The organism is Sphingomonas sp. LY54, assembly GCF_035594035.1.
GTDB lineage: Bacteria > Pseudomonadota > Alphaproteobacteria > Sphingomonadales > Sphingomonadaceae > Allosphingosinicella.
Window position 1 is genome coordinate 2,392,657 of the sequence record NZ_CP141588.1, and the last position, 18,223, is coordinate 2,410,879.

Annotated in this window: 19 protein-coding genes and 1 other RNA gene; 7 read left to right on the top strand and 13 right to left on the bottom strand. The window is 67.9% G+C overall.

The annotated features are described in order from the left end of the window. Window positions 1-2 precede the first annotated feature (2 nt). Both SH591_RS11950 and SH591_RS11955 read right to left on the bottom strand, forming a co-directional pair. Entirely contained in the window at window positions 3-221 is a 219-nt protein-coding gene (locus SH591_RS11950; RefSeq protein ID WP_322832203.1) for a hypothetical protein, read from the bottom strand. Between the two features lie 85 nt (window positions 222-306). Beyond that, window positions 307-513, bottom strand: a complete 207-nt coding sequence (locus SH591_RS11955) for a cold-shock protein (RefSeq protein WP_322832202.1) — start codon at window positions 511-513, stop codon at window positions 307-309. Window positions 514-870: 357 nt separating this feature from the next. On the opposite strand from SH591_RS11955, the gene SH591_RS11960 reads away from it, so the two are divergent. Beyond that, window positions 871-1,848: a DUF2935 domain-containing protein gene (locus tag SH591_RS11960; RefSeq protein ID WP_324749302.1), complete on the top strand. Its 978-nt coding sequence runs from the start codon at window positions 871-873 to the stop codon at window positions 1,846-1,848. 208 nt (window positions 1,849-2,056) lie between these two features. Further along, window positions 2,057-4,255: a catalase/peroxidase HPI gene (gene katG, locus SH591_RS11965; RefSeq protein ID WP_324749303.1), complete on the top strand. Its 2,199-nt coding sequence runs from the start codon at window positions 2,057-2,059 to the stop codon at window positions 4,253-4,255. A 69-nt stretch (window positions 4,256-4,324) separates the two neighbouring features. On the opposite strand, the gene SH591_RS11970 is transcribed toward katG, so the two are convergent. From SH591_RS11970 to mscL, 3 genes are all read right to left on the bottom strand, one after another. Then, the gene (locus tag SH591_RS11970; RefSeq protein ID WP_322832446.1) at window positions 4,325-4,600 is read right to left on the bottom strand and encodes a hypothetical protein; all 276 of its coding nucleotides are present in this window, start codon (window positions 4,598-4,600) and stop codon (window positions 4,325-4,327) included. A gap of 207 nt (window positions 4,601-4,807) precedes the next feature. Next, window positions 4,808-5,148, bottom strand: a transfer-messenger RNA (tmRNA) gene (gene ssrA / locus SH591_RS11975). Window positions 5,149-5,154: 6 nt separating this feature from the next. Next, window positions 5,155-5,586 carry a large conductance mechanosensitive channel protein MscL gene (gene mscL, locus SH591_RS11980; RefSeq protein WP_324749304.1) on the bottom strand — a complete coding sequence of 144 codons (432 nt, stop codon included), beginning with the start codon at window positions 5,584-5,586 and terminating at the stop codon, window positions 5,155-5,157. A 74-nt stretch (window positions 5,587-5,660) separates the two neighbouring features. Here mscL and SH591_RS11985 point away from each other — a divergent pair, with 74 nt between their 5' ends. Genes SH591_RS11985 through SH591_RS12000 form a run of 4 tightly spaced genes read left to right on the top strand, consistent with a single transcriptional unit; the run spans window position 5,661 to window position 8,279 of the window. After that, window positions 5,661-6,278, top strand: coding sequence for a LemA family protein (locus SH591_RS11985; RefSeq protein ID WP_322832448.1), 618 nt, complete (start codon window positions 5,661-5,663; stop codon window positions 6,276-6,278). A 5-nt stretch (window positions 6,279-6,283) separates the two neighbouring features. Further along, on the top strand, window positions 6,284-7,078 hold the full coding sequence (locus tag SH591_RS11990; protein ID WP_416385238.1) for a TPM domain-containing protein: 795 nt from the start codon (window positions 6,284-6,286) through the stop codon (window positions 7,076-7,078). Next, a complete protein-coding gene (locus SH591_RS11995; protein WP_324749306.1) occupies window positions 7,072-7,746 on the top strand; it encodes a TPM domain-containing protein in 675 nt (224 codons plus the stop codon). Before SH591_RS11990 ends, SH591_RS11995 begins: the two co-directional genes overlap by 7 nt. Further along, window positions 7,743-8,279: an NUDIX hydrolase gene (locus tag SH591_RS12000; RefSeq protein ID WP_324749307.1), complete on the top strand. Its 537-nt coding sequence runs from the start codon at window positions 7,743-7,745 to the stop codon at window positions 8,277-8,279. The genes SH591_RS11995 and SH591_RS12000 overlap by 4 nt, the downstream gene beginning before the upstream one ends. On the opposite strand, the gene SH591_RS12005 is transcribed toward SH591_RS12000, so the two are convergent. The 7 genes from SH591_RS12005 to SH591_RS12035 all read right to left on the bottom strand — a co-directional run bounded on the left by SH591_RS12005 (window position 8,226) and on the right by SH591_RS12035 (window position 15,089). Further along, the gene (locus tag SH591_RS12005; protein ID WP_324749308.1) at window positions 8,226-8,606 is read right to left on the bottom strand and encodes a hypothetical protein; all 381 of its coding nucleotides are present in this window, start codon (window positions 8,604-8,606) and stop codon (window positions 8,226-8,228) included. The genes SH591_RS12000 and SH591_RS12005 overlap by 54 nt on opposite strands. Further along, window positions 8,603-8,881 carry an ETC complex I subunit gene (locus SH591_RS12010; protein ID WP_324749309.1) on the bottom strand — a complete coding sequence of 93 codons (279 nt, stop codon included), beginning with the start codon at window positions 8,879-8,881 and terminating at the stop codon, window positions 8,603-8,605. The genes SH591_RS12005 and SH591_RS12010 overlap by 4 nt, the downstream gene beginning before the upstream one ends. A gap of 44 nt (window positions 8,882-8,925) precedes the next feature. After that, window positions 8,926-11,418 (bottom strand): ATP-dependent helicase HrpB, encoded by a 2,493-nt coding sequence (gene hrpB / locus SH591_RS12015; RefSeq protein WP_324749310.1) that lies wholly within the window; start codon window positions 11,416-11,418, stop codon window positions 8,926-8,928. Window positions 11,419-11,536: 118 nt separating this feature from the next. Beyond that, window positions 11,537-12,550, bottom strand: a complete 1,014-nt coding sequence (locus SH591_RS12020; RefSeq protein ID WP_322832455.1) for a polyprenyl synthetase family protein — start codon at window positions 12,548-12,550, stop codon at window positions 11,537-11,539. Window positions 12,551-12,602: 52 nt separating this feature from the next. After that, entirely contained in the window at window positions 12,603-13,910 is a 1,308-nt protein-coding gene (locus tag SH591_RS12025) for a sensor histidine kinase (protein ID WP_416385239.1), read from the bottom strand. A 100-nt stretch (window positions 13,911-14,010) separates the two neighbouring features. Further along, window positions 14,011-14,676, bottom strand: coding sequence for a response regulator transcription factor (locus SH591_RS12030; RefSeq protein ID WP_322832457.1), 666 nt, complete (start codon window positions 14,674-14,676; stop codon window positions 14,011-14,013). 95 nt (window positions 14,677-14,771) lie between these two features. Then, on the bottom strand, window positions 14,772-15,089 hold the full coding sequence (locus SH591_RS12035) for a PepSY domain-containing protein (protein WP_324749312.1): 318 nt from the start codon (window positions 15,087-15,089) through the stop codon (window positions 14,772-14,774). A gap of 222 nt (window positions 15,090-15,311) precedes the next feature. On the opposite strand from SH591_RS12035, the gene SH591_RS12040 reads away from it, so the two are divergent. Further along, complete coding sequence (locus SH591_RS12040) at window positions 15,312-17,093, top strand: ABC-F family ATP-binding cassette domain-containing protein (RefSeq protein WP_324749313.1); 1,782 nt, start codon at window positions 15,312-15,314, stop codon at window positions 17,091-17,093. An 87-nt stretch (window positions 17,094-17,180) separates the two neighbouring features. Here the strand turns inward: SH591_RS12040 and SH591_RS12045 are convergent, their stop codons facing one another. Then, complete coding sequence (locus tag SH591_RS12045; protein WP_324749314.1) at window positions 17,181-18,221, bottom strand: 2-dehydropantoate 2-reductase; 1,041 nt, start codon at window positions 18,219-18,221, stop codon at window positions 17,181-17,183. Between the last annotated feature and the right edge of the window lie 2 nt (window positions 18,222-18,223).

An 18,223-nucleotide genomic window follows, 5' to 3' on the forward strand; every position in this document is an offset into this window, starting at 1 on the left:
GATCAGGCCTGCCTTTCGGCTTTCAACTCGGCCCGCTCAAGGGCTTTCTCGGCGATGAGCTTGGTGCGCATCTTCTCGCCGCGCTCGCTGCGGGCGGCCATTTCGGTCCAGGTCGCTTCGGAGCGTAGCCAGCGGTCGCGCACATTGTCGAGCGTCGCCGCACCGGCGCCGGCGCGAGCCTCGGCCGCGCGTTCCAGGTAGAATTCGTGCTGTGCAGACATGCCGTGACCTCCGATTTGCAAGAAAGGGGCGGGTGCCGAGGCACCCGCCCGCTCATTCATCCCCCGCCGGAGCGGGGGCGGCAGCTCAGACCGCCTGCAGGTTGACTGCGCTGGTCTTGCCGCGCTTGTCGTTCTCGAGGTCGTAGGAAATGCGCTGCTCCTTCTCGAGCGTGCGCATGCCGGCCGCCTCGACGGCGGTCATGTGGACGAACGCGTCGTTGCCGCCGGCTTCGTTGGTGATGAAGCCGTAGCCCTTGGCGTTGTCGAAAAATTTCACGGTGCCGATCGGCATAACTAATTCCTTCTTGATAAAGAGACCGGAAGTCGGTCCCCTGGCGCTTGAAAGAGGCGAGAGAGAAGGAAAAAGGAGCCGCAAAAGCACCGAAGACCGTCAATTTTGCGACTGAAGCCTCTCCTATATAGGCGCTCCCGCGCGAAATGTTAGGCCTAATCGGTTTCCCGCCCGGCGCCGGTCCGATATTTCGGACGGGTCACCTCGGAGACGCCCGGAATCCCGCAGCTCATTTTGCCTGTTAGTCGCCATCGATCCGCCGGCAGCGCGCGTCAGGAACCCATTTCACCGGGCGGCATCAAATGGGCAGCGGCGGGCTATCGGCCGGCGCAGTGTCGGCGCGGGGGGATGGAGACGATGATGAATATCGAACAGGAAGCGTGTCCGCCCGAGCAGTCGTCCGGCGTGGTCACCCGGCGGCGACTGGTCGAGATTGCCGGGGTGACGCTCGTCGGCACCGCCTTTCTCGGCACCACCGGCTGCGCGTCGGCCCTCGCGCGCTCGGGCGCGGCGCAATTCCCGCACGTCGGTCCGGGTCCGCTCGCTCCGGAGAGTGTCGCCGGCGTGCAGGTCGGAACGCTCGGCGGCGGTACCAAGCCGATCTACGTCACCCGGCCCGGCAGCATGGACCCGGTCGAGCATTCGGTCGCCGACACCTTGTTCTGGGGCGACATCATGATGGAGCATGCGATGTTCTTCGCCATGCTCATGCCCGGCCCCGAAAACGCGAAGCCCCGCGCCGAGGCGGAGCAGTTCCAGCGCCGCTTCGGCGATCATCTCTCGCGCCTGCGCAAGAGCCGGCTGACCCGGTCCGACCTGCCGGGCTTCAACCGCTCGACGGTCGACCTCGCGCGCTCGTTCGGTGGCTACAAGACGGCGATGCAGCGCGCACAGGAGACCGGCCAGTACCGGACCTTGGTCTGGCCGAGTTTCTTCGATCACACGCGCAAGGAGGCGGACCGCTTCGTCCGCCGCATTGAGCAGATCGGTCGCGGCGACGTCTCCTATGCGCGCGCCGAGGTCGTGCCCTTCTGGGCGGACAAGATGGAGGAGCATTCGCAGTTCATCGCCCAGTTGCTCGATCCCGACGAACAGGCGCTCATCCGGACGGCCGACGCGGCGAGCGACACGTTTGGCAAGCTCGAGGCTGATCCCGGCGCCGGCGGCTCCCCCGACCCGGCGATGAAGGCGGTGGAATCGATCATCGATTTCAAGACGGCGGCGGAGAAAGGCATCCGGACGAGCCAGATCCAGAGCATCATCCACCCGGCGCTGGCCGACCATGTCCGGCGCGAGGCGGTGCGGTTCAGGGACGAGCTCCAGCGCGCGGCCTGACCGAAAGTCGATCCGGCATGGCGGGATGCTCTCCCGTCCCGTCATGCTAGGGCCGGCCGACGCCATCGCGATATCGCCCAAACCGTCGCGACATAAGGCCGTGCCTCTAATCGATTTTCCTGTTCGTCTTGATAAGCTTTAGTCGTTTCTTGTCGACGCGAAGCCGTGCCTAACTCTCGTCTCCCTGCTGACGAGGAGAGTCGGTACGATGGACGCGAAGACTGGCGGCAGCCCGCTCGATTGCCCGGCGAAGGAACCGGCCGCGCTGCGGGCGCTGCTCGGGCGGACCAACCGCGACTGGTGGCCGAACCAATTGTCGCTCGAAATCCTCCACCAGAATGGCGCGATCGCCAATCCGTTGGGCGAGGCATTCGATTATGCCAAGGAATTCGAGGCGCTCGATTACGCCGCGATGAAGCGCGACCTCACCGCTTTGATGACCGACAGCCAGCCCTGGTGGCCGGCCGATTACGGCCATTACGGCCCGTTCTTCATCCGCATGGCCTGGCACAGCGCCGGCACCTACCGCACCGGCGACGGCCGCGGCGGCTCGTCCTCGGGCGGCCAGCGTTTCGCGCCGCTCAACAGCTGGCCCGACAATGCAAATCTCGACAAGGCGCGGCGCTTGCTGTGGCCGATCAAGAAGAAATACGGGCGGCAATTGTCGTGGGCCGATCTCATGATCCTGGCTGGCAACGTCGCGATCGAATCGATGGGCGGGCCGACCTTCGGCTTCGGCGGCGGCCGCGAGGACGTCTGGGAGCCGCAGAAGGACATCTATTGGGGCACCGAGGAGGAATGGCTGGGCGAGACCCGCATCCATCCCGAGCAGGAGAAGGTGCTGGAGAGCCCGCTCGCCGCGATCCAGATGGGCCTCATCTACGTCAATCCGGAAGGGCCGGGCGGCAATCCCGATCCGCTGCAGTCAGCGCGCGACATCCGCGAGACCTTCGCCCGGATGGCGATGAACGACGAGGAGACGCTCGCGCTCACCGCTGGCGGCCACACGTTCGGAAAGTGCCACGGCGCCGGCGACGCCTCGAAGGTCGGCGCTGAGCCGGAAGGCTCCGACATCGCCCAGCAGGGCCTCGGCTGGCAGAGCGGGCACGAGAGCGGCATCGGCGACCATACCATTACCAGCGGCCTCGAGGGCGCGTGGACGCCGACGCCCATCCAGTGGGACATGAGCTTTTTTCACATGCTGCTCGATTACGAGTATGAGCTGGTGCGCAGCCCCGCCGGCGCCAAGCAGTGGCAGCCGGTCAGCCCGCGGCCCGAGGACATGGCGCCGGGCGCGCACAGCCCGCACCGGCGCCTGCCGACGATGATGACCACCGCCGACATGGCGTTCAAGGCGGACCCCAAATATCGCGCGATCGCCGAGCGTTTCCGCAACGATCCCGACGCCTTCGCCGACGCCTTCGCCCGCGCCTGGTTCAAGCTCACTCATCGCGACATGGGGCCCAAGGTCCGCTATCTCGGTCCGGAAGTGCCGGGCGAGGATCTGATCTGGCAGGACCCCATCCCGGCCGGGCGGACGCTCGACGACGCCGACGTGGCGATCCTCAAGGGCAAGATCGTCGCTTCCGGGCTCACCGTCGCCCAGCTGGTGAAGACCGCCTGGGCCTCGGCCTCGACCTTCCGCGGCTCCGATAAGAGGGGCGGCGTCAATGGCGCGCGCATCCGGCTCGCGCCGCAGCGTGACTGGGAGGTCAACGAGCCCGCCGAGCTGGCCAGGGTCCTCGGCGTCTATGAGGGGATCAAGGCCGATTTCGGGGGCAGCGTCTCGATCGCCGACCTGATCGTGCTCGGCGGCAATGTCGGCATCGAGCAGGCGGCGCGGGCTGCGGGGTACGACGTGGCGGTTCCGTTCACTTCGGGCCGCGGCGACGCGACCGAGGCGCAGACCGACGTGGAGAGTTTCGAGCCGCTCGAGCCGAAGGCGGACGGCTTCCGCAACTATCTGCAGGTCTCGTTCAACGTGCCGACCGAGGAATTGCTGATCGACCGCTCGCAACTGCTCGGCCTCAGCGCGCCGCAGATGACGGTGCTGGTCGGCGGGCTGCGCGTGCTCGGCGCCAATCATGGCGGGTCGAAGCACGGCGTCTTCACCGACCGGCCGGGCCAGCTCACCAACGACTATTTCGTCAACCTCCTCGACATGGGCACCGCCTGGAAACAGGTCGACGACAGCGCGGACGAGGTGTTCGTCGGCACCTGCCGCCGGACGGACGAAGAGAAATGGACGGCGACGCGCACCGACCTGGTGTTCGGCGCCAACGCGCAGTTGCGCGCCTTGTGCGAAGTCTATGCGGCCGACGATGGCGGGCAGAAGTTCGTCGACGACTTCGTGCACGCCTGGACCAAAGTCATGGATGCCGATCGTTTCGATCTGCGCCGGTCCTAGCGACGCGAAGCGGGCATGAAAAAGGGCTGACGGCGCGGTGCCGGCAGCCCTTCATGATTCGAGCGCCTCTTACTGGGCGTTTTCCTCGATCGCGTCGGCCCGGTTCTCGCCGGCCTCGCGGGTCGCGTCGGCCTGGTTTTCGAGCGCATTGGCCTGGTTCTCGAGGCTGTTCTCGGCGGCGCCCGTCGTGTTGTCGGCCATCTCGGTCAGATTGTCCGCCTGCATCTCAAGCGCGTCGGCCTGGTTCTCGGCAGCCGCCTCGACATTCTCGGCCGCTTCGTTGCCGCCGCAGGCGGCGAGCATGGCGAACGCCGACAGGGCGATCGCTTTGGACAGAATCTTCATAGTCACTCCCCTTGTAAGAGAGCCGTAATAATCCCCGGTTCCGCCTTCGGGTTCCAGAGGGATTCGACGAACCGAGTGGGACGGCGCGCGCCGACACCGGGAAATCGTGACCAACTATCTGGAAAATGGGGAGCTTCTCTCGTCCGGCGCTCCGCCTTTCGGAATAGGTCCGGGAGGTTCTGTTGCCCGGCCCTCCCGGAGGCCGCTGGTTTCCACTTCTGTTGCCCGGCGTGGTCCCTGCCGCGCTTAAGCTTTGTAACTTTTCCCGTGAGGGATCAGTTACGCAGCGATCGCGAGTGCTTCGTTATCGTTGGCACTTGTGGTTTTGAGCCTTTAACGGCTTACTCAGGCCGGGCGAAAGCACCGCTTTTCAACACACGTCGATCCTAGTTCAGCCCCGTCAGAAGCCGCCTTATCGGCGGATTTTGGTGGAGCTGCCGGGTACCGCCCCCGGGTCCGCTGCGTCTATTGTACGACACGATTTATCGCCATAGCCGGGCGAACCCGGCAATTCCCATATAGGCGCTTCGCGGCGGGATGTGAAGGGGCGGGGCTCAGCCGCGCTTGCGAAGCTCGTCGCGTATCTCGCGCAGCAGCAGCTGGACCTCGGCCGGATCGGCGGGCGCTTCCTCCTCCTTGCTGCGCGTCATCCGGTTGGCGGAGCGGATGATCAGGAAGATGATAAACGCCAAGATCAGGAAGTCGATCAGTTCGGTGATGAACTGACCGTAGGCCAGCACCGGCGCGCCGGCCGCCCTGAGCGCCGCATAATCAGCGGGCGATCCGGCATAGCCCTCGGGGATCGGGCCCAGCAGCAGAAAATAGCTGGAGAAATCGAGCCCGCCGAACAGCGCACCGACGACCGGCATGATGATATCTTCGGTGAGCGACGCGGTGATCGTGGCGAAGGCGGCGCCGATGATGACCGCCACCGCGAGGTCGAGCACGTTCCCGCGCGCGATGAAGTCGCGAAACTCGTGGAGCATGATGCCGACCCTCCCCGATTGAATAGACGCCCGTTCTTATCTACCTAGTCCGCACGCTATCTTAAAAGGGAAGGATGCCCATGCTCCGCGGAAGAACCTCGCTGGCCCTGTTGGCGCCGCTTGCGGCCGTTTCGCTCGCCGGCTGCGGCATCAATTCGATCCCGACGGCCGAGGAAGAGGCCAAGGCGCGCTGGGCTGACGTCCAGAACCAATATCAGCGCCGCGCCGATTTGATCCCGAACCTCGTCGCGAGCGTGCAGGGCGCCGCCGCCCAGGAGCGCAACGTGCTGCGCGAGGTGACCGAGGCGCGCGCCAACGCGACGCGGATCCAGGTCAGTCCCGAGCAGTTGAGCGACCCGGCAGCGATGCGCGCATTCAGCGAGGCCCAGGCGCGCCTCTCGACCGCGATCATTCCGCTGCAGCGGCTGCAGGAGGCCTATCCGGACCTAAAGTCCAACCAGAACTTCCTAGCGCTGCAATCGCAGCTCGAGGGTACCGAGAACCGCATCGCGATCGCGCGCACCGACTACAACCAGGCGGTGCAGGCCTATAACACCCGCATTCGCACCTTCCCCGATGTGATCGGCGCCAAGGTCTTCTACGGCGCTGAGCCAATGGTGCCGTTCCAGGCGACCACGCCGGGCGCGGAGACGGCGCCTGAGGTGAAATTCGACACCAACACCAGTCGCTAGACGGGATCGTGAAGGCACTTTTCCTAGGGTTCCTGCTGCTCTTCGCAGCGCCCGTCGCGGCGCAGGATTTTCCGAAGCTCAGCGGGCGCGTCGTCGACGCCGCCAATCTGCTGTCGCCGCAGGACGAAGCGGAGTTGACGCAGAAACTGGAAGGACTCGAAACCGCGAGCTCGCGCCAGCTCGTCATCGCGACAGTGCCCGATCTGCAGGGCAATGCGATCGAGGATTACGGTTACAAGCTGGGCCGCGCCTGGGGCATCGGCCAGGACGAGGCCAATAACGGCACGATTCTGCTGGTCGCCCCGGCCGAGCGCAAGGTTCGGATCGAGGTCGGCTACGGGCTCGAGCCGATCCTCACCGACGCCCTGTCGGCGCTGATCATCCACAACCAGATCCTGCCACGCTTTCGCGAGAACGACTATCCGGGCGGGATCAAGGCGGGCGCTGACGCGATCATCCAGCAATTGCAGGCGCCGCCCGAGCAGGCCGAGCAGCGCGCGCTCGCGGCGCAGCAGCAGCAGGCGACCGCCTCTGACGGGGGCGGCTCGATCTTTCCGCTGATTTTCTGGGGGATCGTTCTGCTCTTCATCATCCTGCCGATGCTGCGCGGCGGCAAGCGCGGCCGGCGCCATCGCCGCGGCCGCGGCGGCGTGTTCATCTGGGGCCCCGGCATGGGCGGCTTCGGCGGCGGCAGCAGCGGCTGGGGCGGCGGCGGCTTTGGCGGAGGCGGCGGCGGGTTCGGCGGCTTCTCGGGCGGCGGCGGCTCTTTCGGCGGCGGAGGCGCTTCGGGCGGATGGTAAGGTTCAGCCCGGAAGACCATGAGTTGGTCACGCGCGCCGTCGCCGAGGCCGAGTGCAAGAGCGATGGCGAGATCGTCACCGTCGTCGCCGCCAAGTCCGACGCTTATCACGATGTCGGCCTCCATTATGCGGTGCTGGCGATGCTCCTCGTGCCGGCGTTGATCGCCTTCGCGCCGCAAGGGGCGATCGATCGGCTAATGGCGTTATTCTTCGGTTGGAATGCCGGGCTGACGCGCGGCATGCTGATGCTGTTCCTTTTCGCCGCGCTGGCTGCCTTCTTCCTGATCGTCCGCTTCGCGTTGGCCTATATGCCGCTGCGCATGGCACTGACCCCGGCGCGCACGAAGACGCGCCGCGTGCGCCGCCGTGCGATCGAGCTGTTCCGGATCGGCGCCGAGCACCGCACAGCCGGGCGCACCGGAATCCTGCTCTATCTTTCGCTGGCCGAGCATCGCGCCGAGATCGTCGCCGACGAGGCGATCCATTCGAAGGTCGAGCCGGACGTTTGGGGCGATGCGATGGCGGTCCTGGTCGAGCATGTGAAGGCCGATCGCCCCGGCGAGGGCATGACCGCAGCGGTCGAAAAGATCGGCGAGGTGCTGGCCGGCTGCCTGCCCGCGCGCCACGAAAATCCCAATGAGCTGCCCGACCGTCTGATCGAATTATGAGCGAGCCAATCGAGACCGTCTGGGAAGGCCGCTTCATTGCCGCCAAGCGGATGGGGAAATGGGAGTTCGTCTCGCGCACGCGCGGCGTCTCCGCGGCGGTGATGATCGCCATCGACGAGGGACATATCCTCCTCGTCGAGCAATGGCGGGCGCCGCTCCAGGCGAAATGCCTCGAGCTGCCGGCCGGGTTGGTCGGCGACGAGCAGGAGGGCGAGAGCGTCGAAGCCGCGGCCATCCGCGAACTGGAGGAAGAGACCGGCTACCGCGCCGCGCGGATGGTGGATCTGGGGCGCTTCCATGCCTCGCCGGGGATGTCGTCGGAAGGCTTCACCCTGCTGCGCGCAGAGGGGCTGACCAAGGTCGGCGAGGGCGGCGGCGTCGACGGCGAGGACATCGTCGTCCACCGCGTGCCGCTGGCGGACGTGCCCGATTTCATCGCGCGCAAGCGGGCCGAAGGCCTCGCCATAGACGCGAAGCTTTTACTGCTGCTTGGGCCGGTCCTTCTTCAGCCATTCGGCGTCGCGGGCCATTGATTCGACCGTCGCCGGCTCGTCCGCGCCGCCGGTCATGCTGTGGCGCCAGCTGCGCACGCTGAGCTCCGAATCGAGGCAGCGATATTCGGTGATGAGGTGGCCATCGCCGTCGGACCGCACCATGTGGATGCGGACGTCCCCGACGCTGATCGCATAGGGGCCCCGGACCGCGACATAGTCATCGCCGCGCGCCTTGGCGACGCGCTGCTCGAGGTACATCCGGCACGCGCCGGCGTCGGCGAAGCGGTCGCCCTGGGGCTCGAACTTCGCCTCCTGCGCCAGCGCCGGCGCAGCGGCGAGGAGCAAAAAGGCGAAGGCGGGTTTCACCGGAAATTGTCGGCGTAGGATTGCAGCTTGAGCTTGCGCACGGTCGCCGGGATGATGTGATAGGACACGCCCTCGCGCTCGGCATAGGCCTTGGCCTCGTCGAGCGTGTCGAAGGTGAGCTGCACCTGAGTCTGGGTGTCGCTGCCGCCGGACCAGCCGGTCAGCGGGTCGGGCCGGCGCGGCGTCGTCGATTCGAAGGCGAGGACCCAGCGTCCCTCGCGGGCCTTGCCCGATTGCATCGCGTTCTTGGTTTCCTGGAAGATGCGGGCTGCCATTCTATTCCCTTGAAAATCGGATCCTTTGACGGGTCCTATATCGCTCACCCCGAACGGGCGGAAGCCTTCTTGGTGCGCAGCGTCGGATCGGCCGCAGCGGGATCGTCGGGCCAGGGGTGGCGGGGGTAGCGGCCGCGCATCTCCTTGGCGACGGCGGCCCAACTCCCGGCCCAGAATCCGGGCAGGTCGCGCGTGGTCTGGATCGGCCGCCCGGCCGGGGAGGTCAGCGAGAGGACGAGCGGGATGCGCCCGCCGGCGATGCTCGGATGCTCCGACAGGCCGAAAAAAGCCTGCGGGCGGGCCGTCACGGTCGGCCCGGCCTCGGCCTCATAGTCGATCGCATGGCTGCTTCCGGCCGGCGTCGTGAAGGCGTGCGGCGCGAGCCGGTCGACCGCCTTGCGGCCTTCCCAGCCCAAAGCCGTATCGAGCACGCCGCTCAATGCGCTCGGATCGATCTCGCTCAGTCGCCTCTTGCCCGCGACGAGCATCGGCAGCCATTCGTCGAGCGAGGCGAGCAGGGCGGCGTCGGACAGGTCGGGCAGCGATGGATCGTGGGCGGTGGCGGCAAAGGCGACGCGCCGGCGCAGCGACTGCGCCGCCTCGCTCCACGGCAGGAGGTGCAGCCCTTGGCTGCGCACGCCCTCGACCAGAGCGGCGGCGACAGCCTCGGGATCGGGGCGGCTGTCCTGGCCGCCCGAAAGCTGGATCGCGCCGAGCCGGCGGCCATGGGTGGCGCGGACGCCGCCGGTCGCCGCGTCGAACGTGACATGGCTGCCGCTCCCGATACGGTCGGCGAACAGGGATTCGATCGTCGCTTCCTCGATCGGCGCGGCGGAGAGGATGCGGGCGCCGGCCGCGCTGCCGCCGACTTCGGCCACCGCCAGCCAGGCTTCGCGCGCGAGCGGCGAGGCGGGATCGAGCCGGAAGCCGCGCCCGCCCGCCGAAATCCAGTGCTCGCCCGACGCGTCGCGCCGCTTCGACACGCGATCGGGAAAGGCGAGGGCGATGCAGGCGCCGACGTTCCCCGGCGGAAGCCGGGGCCCAGCGGAGAGGTCGTCCTGGACCCCGGCTTTCGGCGGGGAGTTTTCGCGAACGAGCCTGCGCCACCTTGTCGCGAGGCCCTTGGCGGCTTCGGCGCGCTGGCCCCTTTCGCTGCGCCAGCGGCGGAGGCGGAGCTCGAGGTCGGCGTCGCTGCCGCCCAGGCCGCGCTCGGAGAGCAAAACGGCCACCTCGGCCGCCGTCGCGCCCCAGCCGCGCGCATCGGCCTCCAGCATCATGTGGGCGAGACGCGGCGGCAGCGGCAGGGCGGCGATCGCTTTGCCATGCGCCGTCGGGCGGCCGTCTTCATCGAGCGCGCCGAGCGAGCGCAGCCGCTTGCGTGCCTCGTCGACCGCGGCTGCGGGCGGGGGGTCGATCCATTTGAGGTCGCGCGGATCGGCCGCGCCCCAGATGGCGCAATCGAGCAGGAGCGCGCTCAGATCCGCCTCCAATATCTCGGGCGGGTCGAAGCGCGGGAGGGCTGCGGTCGCAGCTTCCTCCCACAGGCGATAGACCGTGCCGGGCCCCTGGCGGCCGGCGCGGCCGGCGCGCTGGGTGACCGCGGCCTGGCTCGCCCGTTCGGTGACGAGCCTGGTGATGCCGGCACCGCGATCGGAGCGGGCGCGGCGCGCGAGGCCGGAATCGACGACGATGCGGACTCCGTCCAGGGTCAGGCTGGTCTCGGCGATCGAGGTGGCGAGCACGATCTTGCGCCGACCGGCGGGCCCGGCGGCGATGGCGGCGCGCTGGTCGCGCGGGTCGAGCGAGCCGTGCAGCCTGTGCACGTCCACGCCGGCCGGAAGGTTCTCGAGCCGCTCGGCGGTGCGCTCGATCTCGGCCACGCCGGGGAGGAAGGCGAGCAGGCTCCCTTCCGCTTCGGCCAGCGCACGGCGGATCGTGGCCGCCATCTCGTCCTCGATCCGCTTCTCGGCCGCGCGGCCGACATGGCGCAGGGCGATCGGATTGGAGCGGCCCTCGCTCTCGATCAAGGGCGCGCCGCCCATCAGTTCGGCGAAGCGGGTGCCGTCGAGCGTCGCCGACATGGCGACGAGGCGAAGGTCGGGCCGTAAGGCCGCCTGGGCGTCGAGCGCCAATGCGAGGCCGAAATCGCTGTCGAGGCTGCGCTCGTGGACCTCGTCGAACAGGACCGCCGAGACGCCGGCCAGTTCGGGATCGGCCTGGATGCGGTTGCGGAAAATGCCCTCGGTGATGACGAGAATGCGCGTCCGCGCCGACCGCTTGGCGTCGAGCCGGGTCGCGTAGCCGATCGTCTGGCCGACCGGTTCGCCGGCCAGTTCGGCCATGCGTTCGGCGGCGGCGCGGGCAGCGAGCCGGCGCGGCGACAGCAGCAGAATCTCGCCGCTGCACCAGGACTGATCGAGGAGGGCCGGGGCCACGGCGGTAGTCTTGCCCGCTCCGGGCGGCGCCACGAGGACGGCGCTGGACCCGGCGCGCAAGGCGGCGAGCAGGTCCGGGAGGACGGCATGGATGGGAAGCACCCCCCTCCCGCTTGCGGGAGGGGCCGGGGGAGGGGATGTCGCTTCACTGTGGGGCACGGTGTCTCTTGTCACCGACCGGCCCTCCCCTCAATCCCCTCCCGCTTGCGGGAGGGGAGGCTCAGTATGCGCGCGAGATCGCGAACTCGACGGCCTCGACCAAGGCCGATTTGGCCTTGCCGGCGGGGAAGGGGCCGAGCGCGTCGATCGCGCGCTGGCCGTAATGGCGGGCGCGGGCGATCGTGTCCTCGATCGCATTGTGCTTGCGCAGCAAGGTGATCGCGTAGGCCAGATCCTCGTCGGACGCGCGCCGGCCCTCGATCGCGTCGCGCCAGAAGGTGCGCTCCGCGTCGCTGCCGCGGGCATAAGCGAGGATCACCGGCAGGGTCACCTTGCCGTCGCGGAAATCGTCGCCGACGCCCTTGCCCATCGTCTCGGCGCTCGAGGCATAGTCGATCGCGTCGTCGATCAGCTGGAAGGCAATGCCGAGGTAGCGGCCGTAGGCGTCGAGCCCCTGCTCGACGGTCTCGTCGCGTTCGGCGACCATCGCCGCCACTTGGCAGGCCGCGGCGAACAGGACCGCCGTCTTGGCAGTGATGATGCCGAGATAATGGTCTTCGCTGGTCTCGATCCGGCGCTGCGCGGTGAGTTGGTCGACTTCGCCCTCGGCCATCACGGCGGAGACGTGCGAGAGCAGGCGCAGGACCTTGAGGCTGCCGTCCTCGACCATCAATTCGAAGCTGCGCGCGAACAGGAAGTCGCCCACAAGCACGCTCGCCGGATTGCCCCAGATGATGTTGGCGGTGCGCTTGCCGCGGCGCATGCCGGAGCCGTCGACGACATCGTCGTGCAGCAGGGTGGCGGTGTGAATGAACTCGACCGCGGCGGCGAGCTTGTGGTGGCGGGCGCCGCCATAATCGAGCAACTGCGCGCAGGCCAAGGTCAGCATCGGCCGCATGCGCTTGCCGCCGCTGGCGATCAGATGGCCGGCCAGTTCGGGGATTAGCGGGATCTGGCTCTGCATCCGATCGAGGATGACCGTGTTGACGTGGTTGAGGTCGCCGGCCACGAGCTGCAGCATCGCGTCGAGCGAAGGGGCGCGCGCGCCGCCGATCTGGTGGATGGTCGCGGTCATCGGCCGCAGCCTCTGCGCGCTGGAGCCGCCAAAGGCAAGACCGTGCAACCCACTATGGCGCCAGCGGCAGCTTGAGCCGGGCGAGCAGGCCGCCCAGATCCTCGCTTTCCTCCAGCGCCACTGAGCCTTCGTATATTTCCGCGACGTCGCGGACGATGGCGAGGCCGAGGCCGGTGCCGGGCTTCTCCAGATCGAGCCGGGCGCCGCGGTCGAAGGTGCTGGCGCGCTGCGCCTCGGGAATGCCGGGGCCGTCATCCTCGACCTCGATCTCGGCGCATTCGGGCGTGCGCCGGACGGTCACGAACACGCGGCCGCCGCCATATTTGGCGGCATTTTCGATGAGATTGCCGACCAATTCGTCCAAATCCTGGCGCTCGACCCGGACGGCCACGTCCTTGTCGCCGGCAAGGTCGATCGTGACATTTTCGTAGAGTCGGCTGACCGCGCGCTCGACCGCTTCCAGCGCCGGCCACACGTCGGCGCGCGCCTGGGCGCTTGACCGGCGGCCGATGGCGCGGGCGCGGGCGAGGTGGTGGTCGACCTGGCGGCGCATCGTCGTCACCTCGCGGCAGACCGTCTCGTCGAGGTCCGGGCTGTTCGCGGTGGCGGCGTTGGTGAGCACGGTGAGCGGGGTTTTGAGCGCATGGGCGAGGTTGCCGGCATGGCGCCGCGCTTCCTCGGCCTGCACCTCGTTATGGACGAGCAGGTCGTTGAGCTCCTGCGTCAGCGGCTCGATCTCGCGCGGGAATTTTTCCTCGATCCTCGCCTTCTCGCCCGAGCGGATCTGGGCGATGGCGCGGCGCACGCGGCGCAGCGGCCACAGGCCGTAAAAGGCCTGGATGGCCGCCATGATCAGCAGCCCGAGGCCGAGGACCCCGAACGAGCGCACCATCGTCTTGCGCAGGACGTTGATCTGTTCTTCCAGCCCCTCGCGGCTTTGCGCGACCTGAAAGCGCCAGCGGACGTCCGATCCGGGCAGCATCACGTCGCGCTCCAGCACGCGCAGCGGTTCGTCCCGAAATTCGCTGCTGTCGTAATCGTGCAGCTGGAAATCATTGTGCGACGTGTTGACGCGCAGCGCCCGGTCCCAGAGCGAGCGCGAGGCGAAACGCTCCACGCCCTTGCCGCTGATCTGGAAATAGAGGCCCGAATAGGGTTCGAGGAAGCGCTGGTCGGCGGGCGGCCGGTTGAAATAGACCTCGCCGTCCGGCCCGATCTCCGACGAGGCGATCAAGGCGGTCAGCACATAATCGAGCTGCGCATCGAAATTGCGCGTGATCGCCGAGGCGAGGACGCGGTCGAGCGCATAGCCGCCGACGCCGAGCAGCAAGGCGATCCAGAGCGTCGCGACGCCGATCATGCGCCACGCCAGCGAGCCCGTGGAGCCTCGCTGGCCGGTTTTGCGGCGGCGCGGGAAGGGAAGGCGGAAGGCGGACTTCATGGGCCGGTCCGCGGGGCGATCAAGCGCGCGGATCCTCCAGCGAGTAACCGAGGCCGCGGATGGTGGTGATCACGTCGGGGCCGAGCTTCTTGCGGATGCGCGTGACGAACACCTCGATCGTGTTCGAATCCCGATCGAAATCCTGGTCGTAAATGTGCTCGATCAGCTCGGTGCGCGAGACGACCTTGCCCTTGTGGTGCATCAGGTAGGAGAGGAGCTTATACTCCTGCGCGGTGAGCTTCACCGGCTCGCCGTCCAGCGTGACCTTGCCCGAGCGCGTGTCGAGGCGGACGTCGCCGGCAGTGAGCTCGGTCGAAGCATTGCCCGAGGCGCGGCGGATGAGCGCGCGCAGGCGGGCGATCAATTCCTCGGTCTGGAAGGGCTTGGCGAGATAATCGTCGGCGCCGGCATCGAGCCCGGCGACCTTGTCCGACCAGCTGTCGCGCGCCGTCAGCACCAGCACCGGGACCTTGATCCCTTCCTTGCGCCAGCGGTCGAGCACGGTGAGGCCGTCCACCTCGGGAAGGCCGAGGTCGAGGATGATCGCATCGTAGCTTTCGGTCGAGCCGAGATAATGGCCGTCCTCGCCGTCCGTGGCGAGATCGACGGCGTAGCCGGCGCCCTCGAGCGTCGCACGGAGCTGGCGCCCCAAATTGGGCTCGTCCTCGACGATGAGAACCCGCATCTTTATCCCCTCTGACTGGTCAATGGCACATAGTGTAGCCGCCCAACCAGTCCAAGGGCCAATGGTTTCACGCGCGGAAGGATGAAGTGTGCGGCTTAGTGGCCGGAGCGACCGAGGATCTGGCCGGTGCGCGCATCGACGTCGATCCAGATGACGCGGCCGCCGCGCATGAACTTCAGGCGGTAGACGCCGGCGCCGGGATCGAGCTCGGGACCGAGATAGTCGGCGCCGCCCATGCGCGGCACAACGCGCGATTCGATGGCGCGGAGCGGCAGGAAATGGCCGTCCCGCGTGCCCTTGTACGCCGCCTCCTGCTCGCGCTCGCGCGGGCGCGCATCGGCCGCCGGCGCCAGCGCCGAGGTGCCGATCACGAGCCCGAGGGCGGCGGCAATAAAGGTGGAACGCAGGACCATTTGAAATTCGCTTCTAGCTTGGTTTCAATGCCGGGATAGAGGCGCGGCATTGAATAAGCCATGAATGCTTCGGAAGGGTGACCTTAATGTTGCAGCCCTGCGCCGGACAAACCTTTGGATGCAAAGGCAAAGCAGCCGACCTGCCGCCGCCCGCCCAGGCCGGCGCGAGCCGGCGGTGCGCACCGGGGTGACGATCCCGATCGAAGCCCCTATGTCGCCCCCATGGCTGCACCAGTACTCGCTTATGAAAATCTCGGTCTCGTCCAGGGATCGGGCTGGCTCTTCCGCGGGCTCGACCTGTTCGTCGGGCCGCGCGACCGGCTGGCGCTGATCGGCCGCAACGGCGCCGGCAAGACCACTTTGCTCAAATGCCTCGCCGGGACGATCGAAACGGACGAGGGCCGGCGCACGATCCAGCCTGGCACCCGGGTCGTGCTGCTGGAGCAGGATCCGGACCTCACCAAGTTCGAGACTTTGCGCGATTACGCTTTGTCCGAGCCCGAAGCGCCGGCTCCGCACGCCGTCGACGCGATCGCCAGCCAGATCGGCATCGACCTCGATCGGCCGGCTTCAACCGCTTCGGGCGGCGAGCGCCGCCGCGCCGCCATCGCCCGCGCGCTCGCGCAGGAGCCCGACGTGCTGCTGCTCGACGAGCCGACCAACCATCTCGACCTCGCCGCGATCGAATGGCTCGAGGACTGGCTCGGCCGATTCAGCGGCGCCTTCGTCGCGATCAGCCACGACCGCACCTTCCTGAAGCGCCTCACCCGCTCCAGTCTGTGGCTTGACCGCGGCACGATCCGCCGCGCCGAGATCGGCTTCGGCGGCTTCGACGCCTGGACCGAGCAGGTCTATGCCGAGGAGGCGCGCAACGCCGAGCGGCTCGACGCCAAGCTCCGGCTCGAGGAGCATTGGCTGCTGCGCGGCGTCACCGCCCGGCGCAAGCGCAACCAGGGCCGGCTGGCCAAATTGCACGAGATGCGCGCCACCCGCGCCGCGATGCTCGGCCCGGCAGGCACCGCCAAGCTGGGCCTCGCCAATGACGACGTGAAGACCAAGGTCGTGATCGACGCCGAGAAGGTCGCCAAGCGCTTCGACGACCGAGTCATCATCAAGGACTTTACCTTCCGCGTGACGCGCGGCGACCGGATCGGCCTGGTCGGCGCCAACGGCACCGGCAAGACGACCCTCTTGAAGCTACTAACCGGCGAGATCGAGCCCGACGAAGGCAGGGTCAAGCGCGCCAAGACGCTCGACGGCGTGATCATCGACCAGCAGCGCAAGCTGATGGACCCGGCCAAGAATGTGCGCGACGTGCTCGCCGACGGCGGCGACTGGATCGACGTGCGCGGCACGCGCAAGCACATCCAGGGCTATCTCAAGGAATTCCTGTTCGCGCCCGAACTGGTCGACGCCAAGATCGGAACCCTGTCGGGCGGCGAGCGCTCGCGGCTCCTGCTGGCGCGCGAGTTCGCACGGCGCTCCAATCTGCTCGTGCTCGACGAGCCGACCAACGACCTTGACCTCGAGACGCTCGACCTCCTTCAGGAGGTAATCGCCGACTATGACGGCACTGTCCTGATCGTCAGCCACGACCGCGACTTCCTCGACCGCACGGTGACCGTGACGCTCGGCCTCGACGGGTCGGGCAAGGTCGACGTCGTTGCCGGAGGCTATGAGGACTGGGCCCGCAAAAGGGCGCCGCAGAAGGAGACGTCCAAGGCCGCGTCCCCATCCAAGGCGGCACCGCCGCCGCCGCGGCAGCAGACCAAGCTCAGCTACAAGGACCAGCGCGACTACGATCTGCTGCCCAAGCGGATCGAGGAGATCGAAGCGGCGATCGCGCGCGACGAGGAGACGCTGCACGATCCCGATCTCTATGCGAAGCACCCCGAGCGGTTCGCCGCGCTCACCGCCGCGATCGAGAAGGCGCGAGCCGAGCGCGACGCCGCCGAGGAGCGCTGGCTCGACCTGGCCGAGCAGGTCGAGGCGCTGGCGGGCTGAAGCCCGTCATTGCGAGCACAGCGAAGCAATCCAGGTCCGCGCGGTAGGATTGCTTCGTCGCTACGCTCCTCGCAATGACGGTGGGCGCTAGTAGCCGAAGCCGGCGACGGCGTGGCCGCCGAGGACATGGTCGCGCAATTCCCGTGCGCTCCAGGTGCGCTCGACGCCGGCTTCGGCCTGCTTGACCAGGGTGACGATGGCGGCATTCACCGGCGCCTTGCGGCTGAGCCGCTGGGCGAGCCGGACTACTTCGCCGTTCAGATAGTCGATCTCGGTCTGGCGCCCGGCGGCGAAGTCGTCCGACATCGACGAACGCGCCTTGGGATCGATCTTCTGGATGCGCAGGAAGAGGTTGCGGAACAGGAAGTCGGGCGATCCGATGACGTGCGGCAGCAGCTTCGGCGCAACCTGGCCGATCTTGGCCGGCACGATCCCGGCGGCGTCGAGCAGTTCCAGCGTCTCGACGATCGCGGCCGCCATGACGCGCCGGTAGTCGCGCTGGCCGAGCTCCTCGAGGATGGTCGTGCCCGACAAGGCGTTGATCGCATTGTTCAGGTTGAAGAGAAGCTTGCCCCAGAGCACCGAGCCCATGTCGTTTGACAGGAGCAGGCGGCCCGGACGGTCGCCGACCTTCGCCGCCAGCGCCGCGGTCACATCGGTGCGGGCGGCGGTGAGCTCGCCCCAGGTCGCGCGGTGCCAGCGGCCCGGCCCGAGCCGGACGACATTATAGGGCACCATGCCCTGCACGACCTCGTGCCTGGGGAGCAAAGCCCTCAGCGTGTCAGCATTGCTGATCCCGTTCTGGAAGCTGATCACCGTCGCGCCGGCCGGCACATGCCTGGCGATGTCCTTGGCTGCCGCCTCTGTGCCGATGCTCTTGACGCACAAGGCGACGATGTCGGCCTTCTTCAGCGCCGCGGGCTTGGCGGCAAAATCGATCAGATCGGGGGCGAGGTGGATGCGCCAGCCCTGCTGGTCGCTGAGGCCGACACCATGCTCGGCGATCTCGGCGCGGACGCGCTCCCGGCCGACGAAGGAGACCTGGCACCCCGCCGCCAGCCAGGCGCCGCCGACGAAGCAGCCGACCGAGCCGGCACCGAGAATAACGATGCGCGGCCCCCCTGCCATCG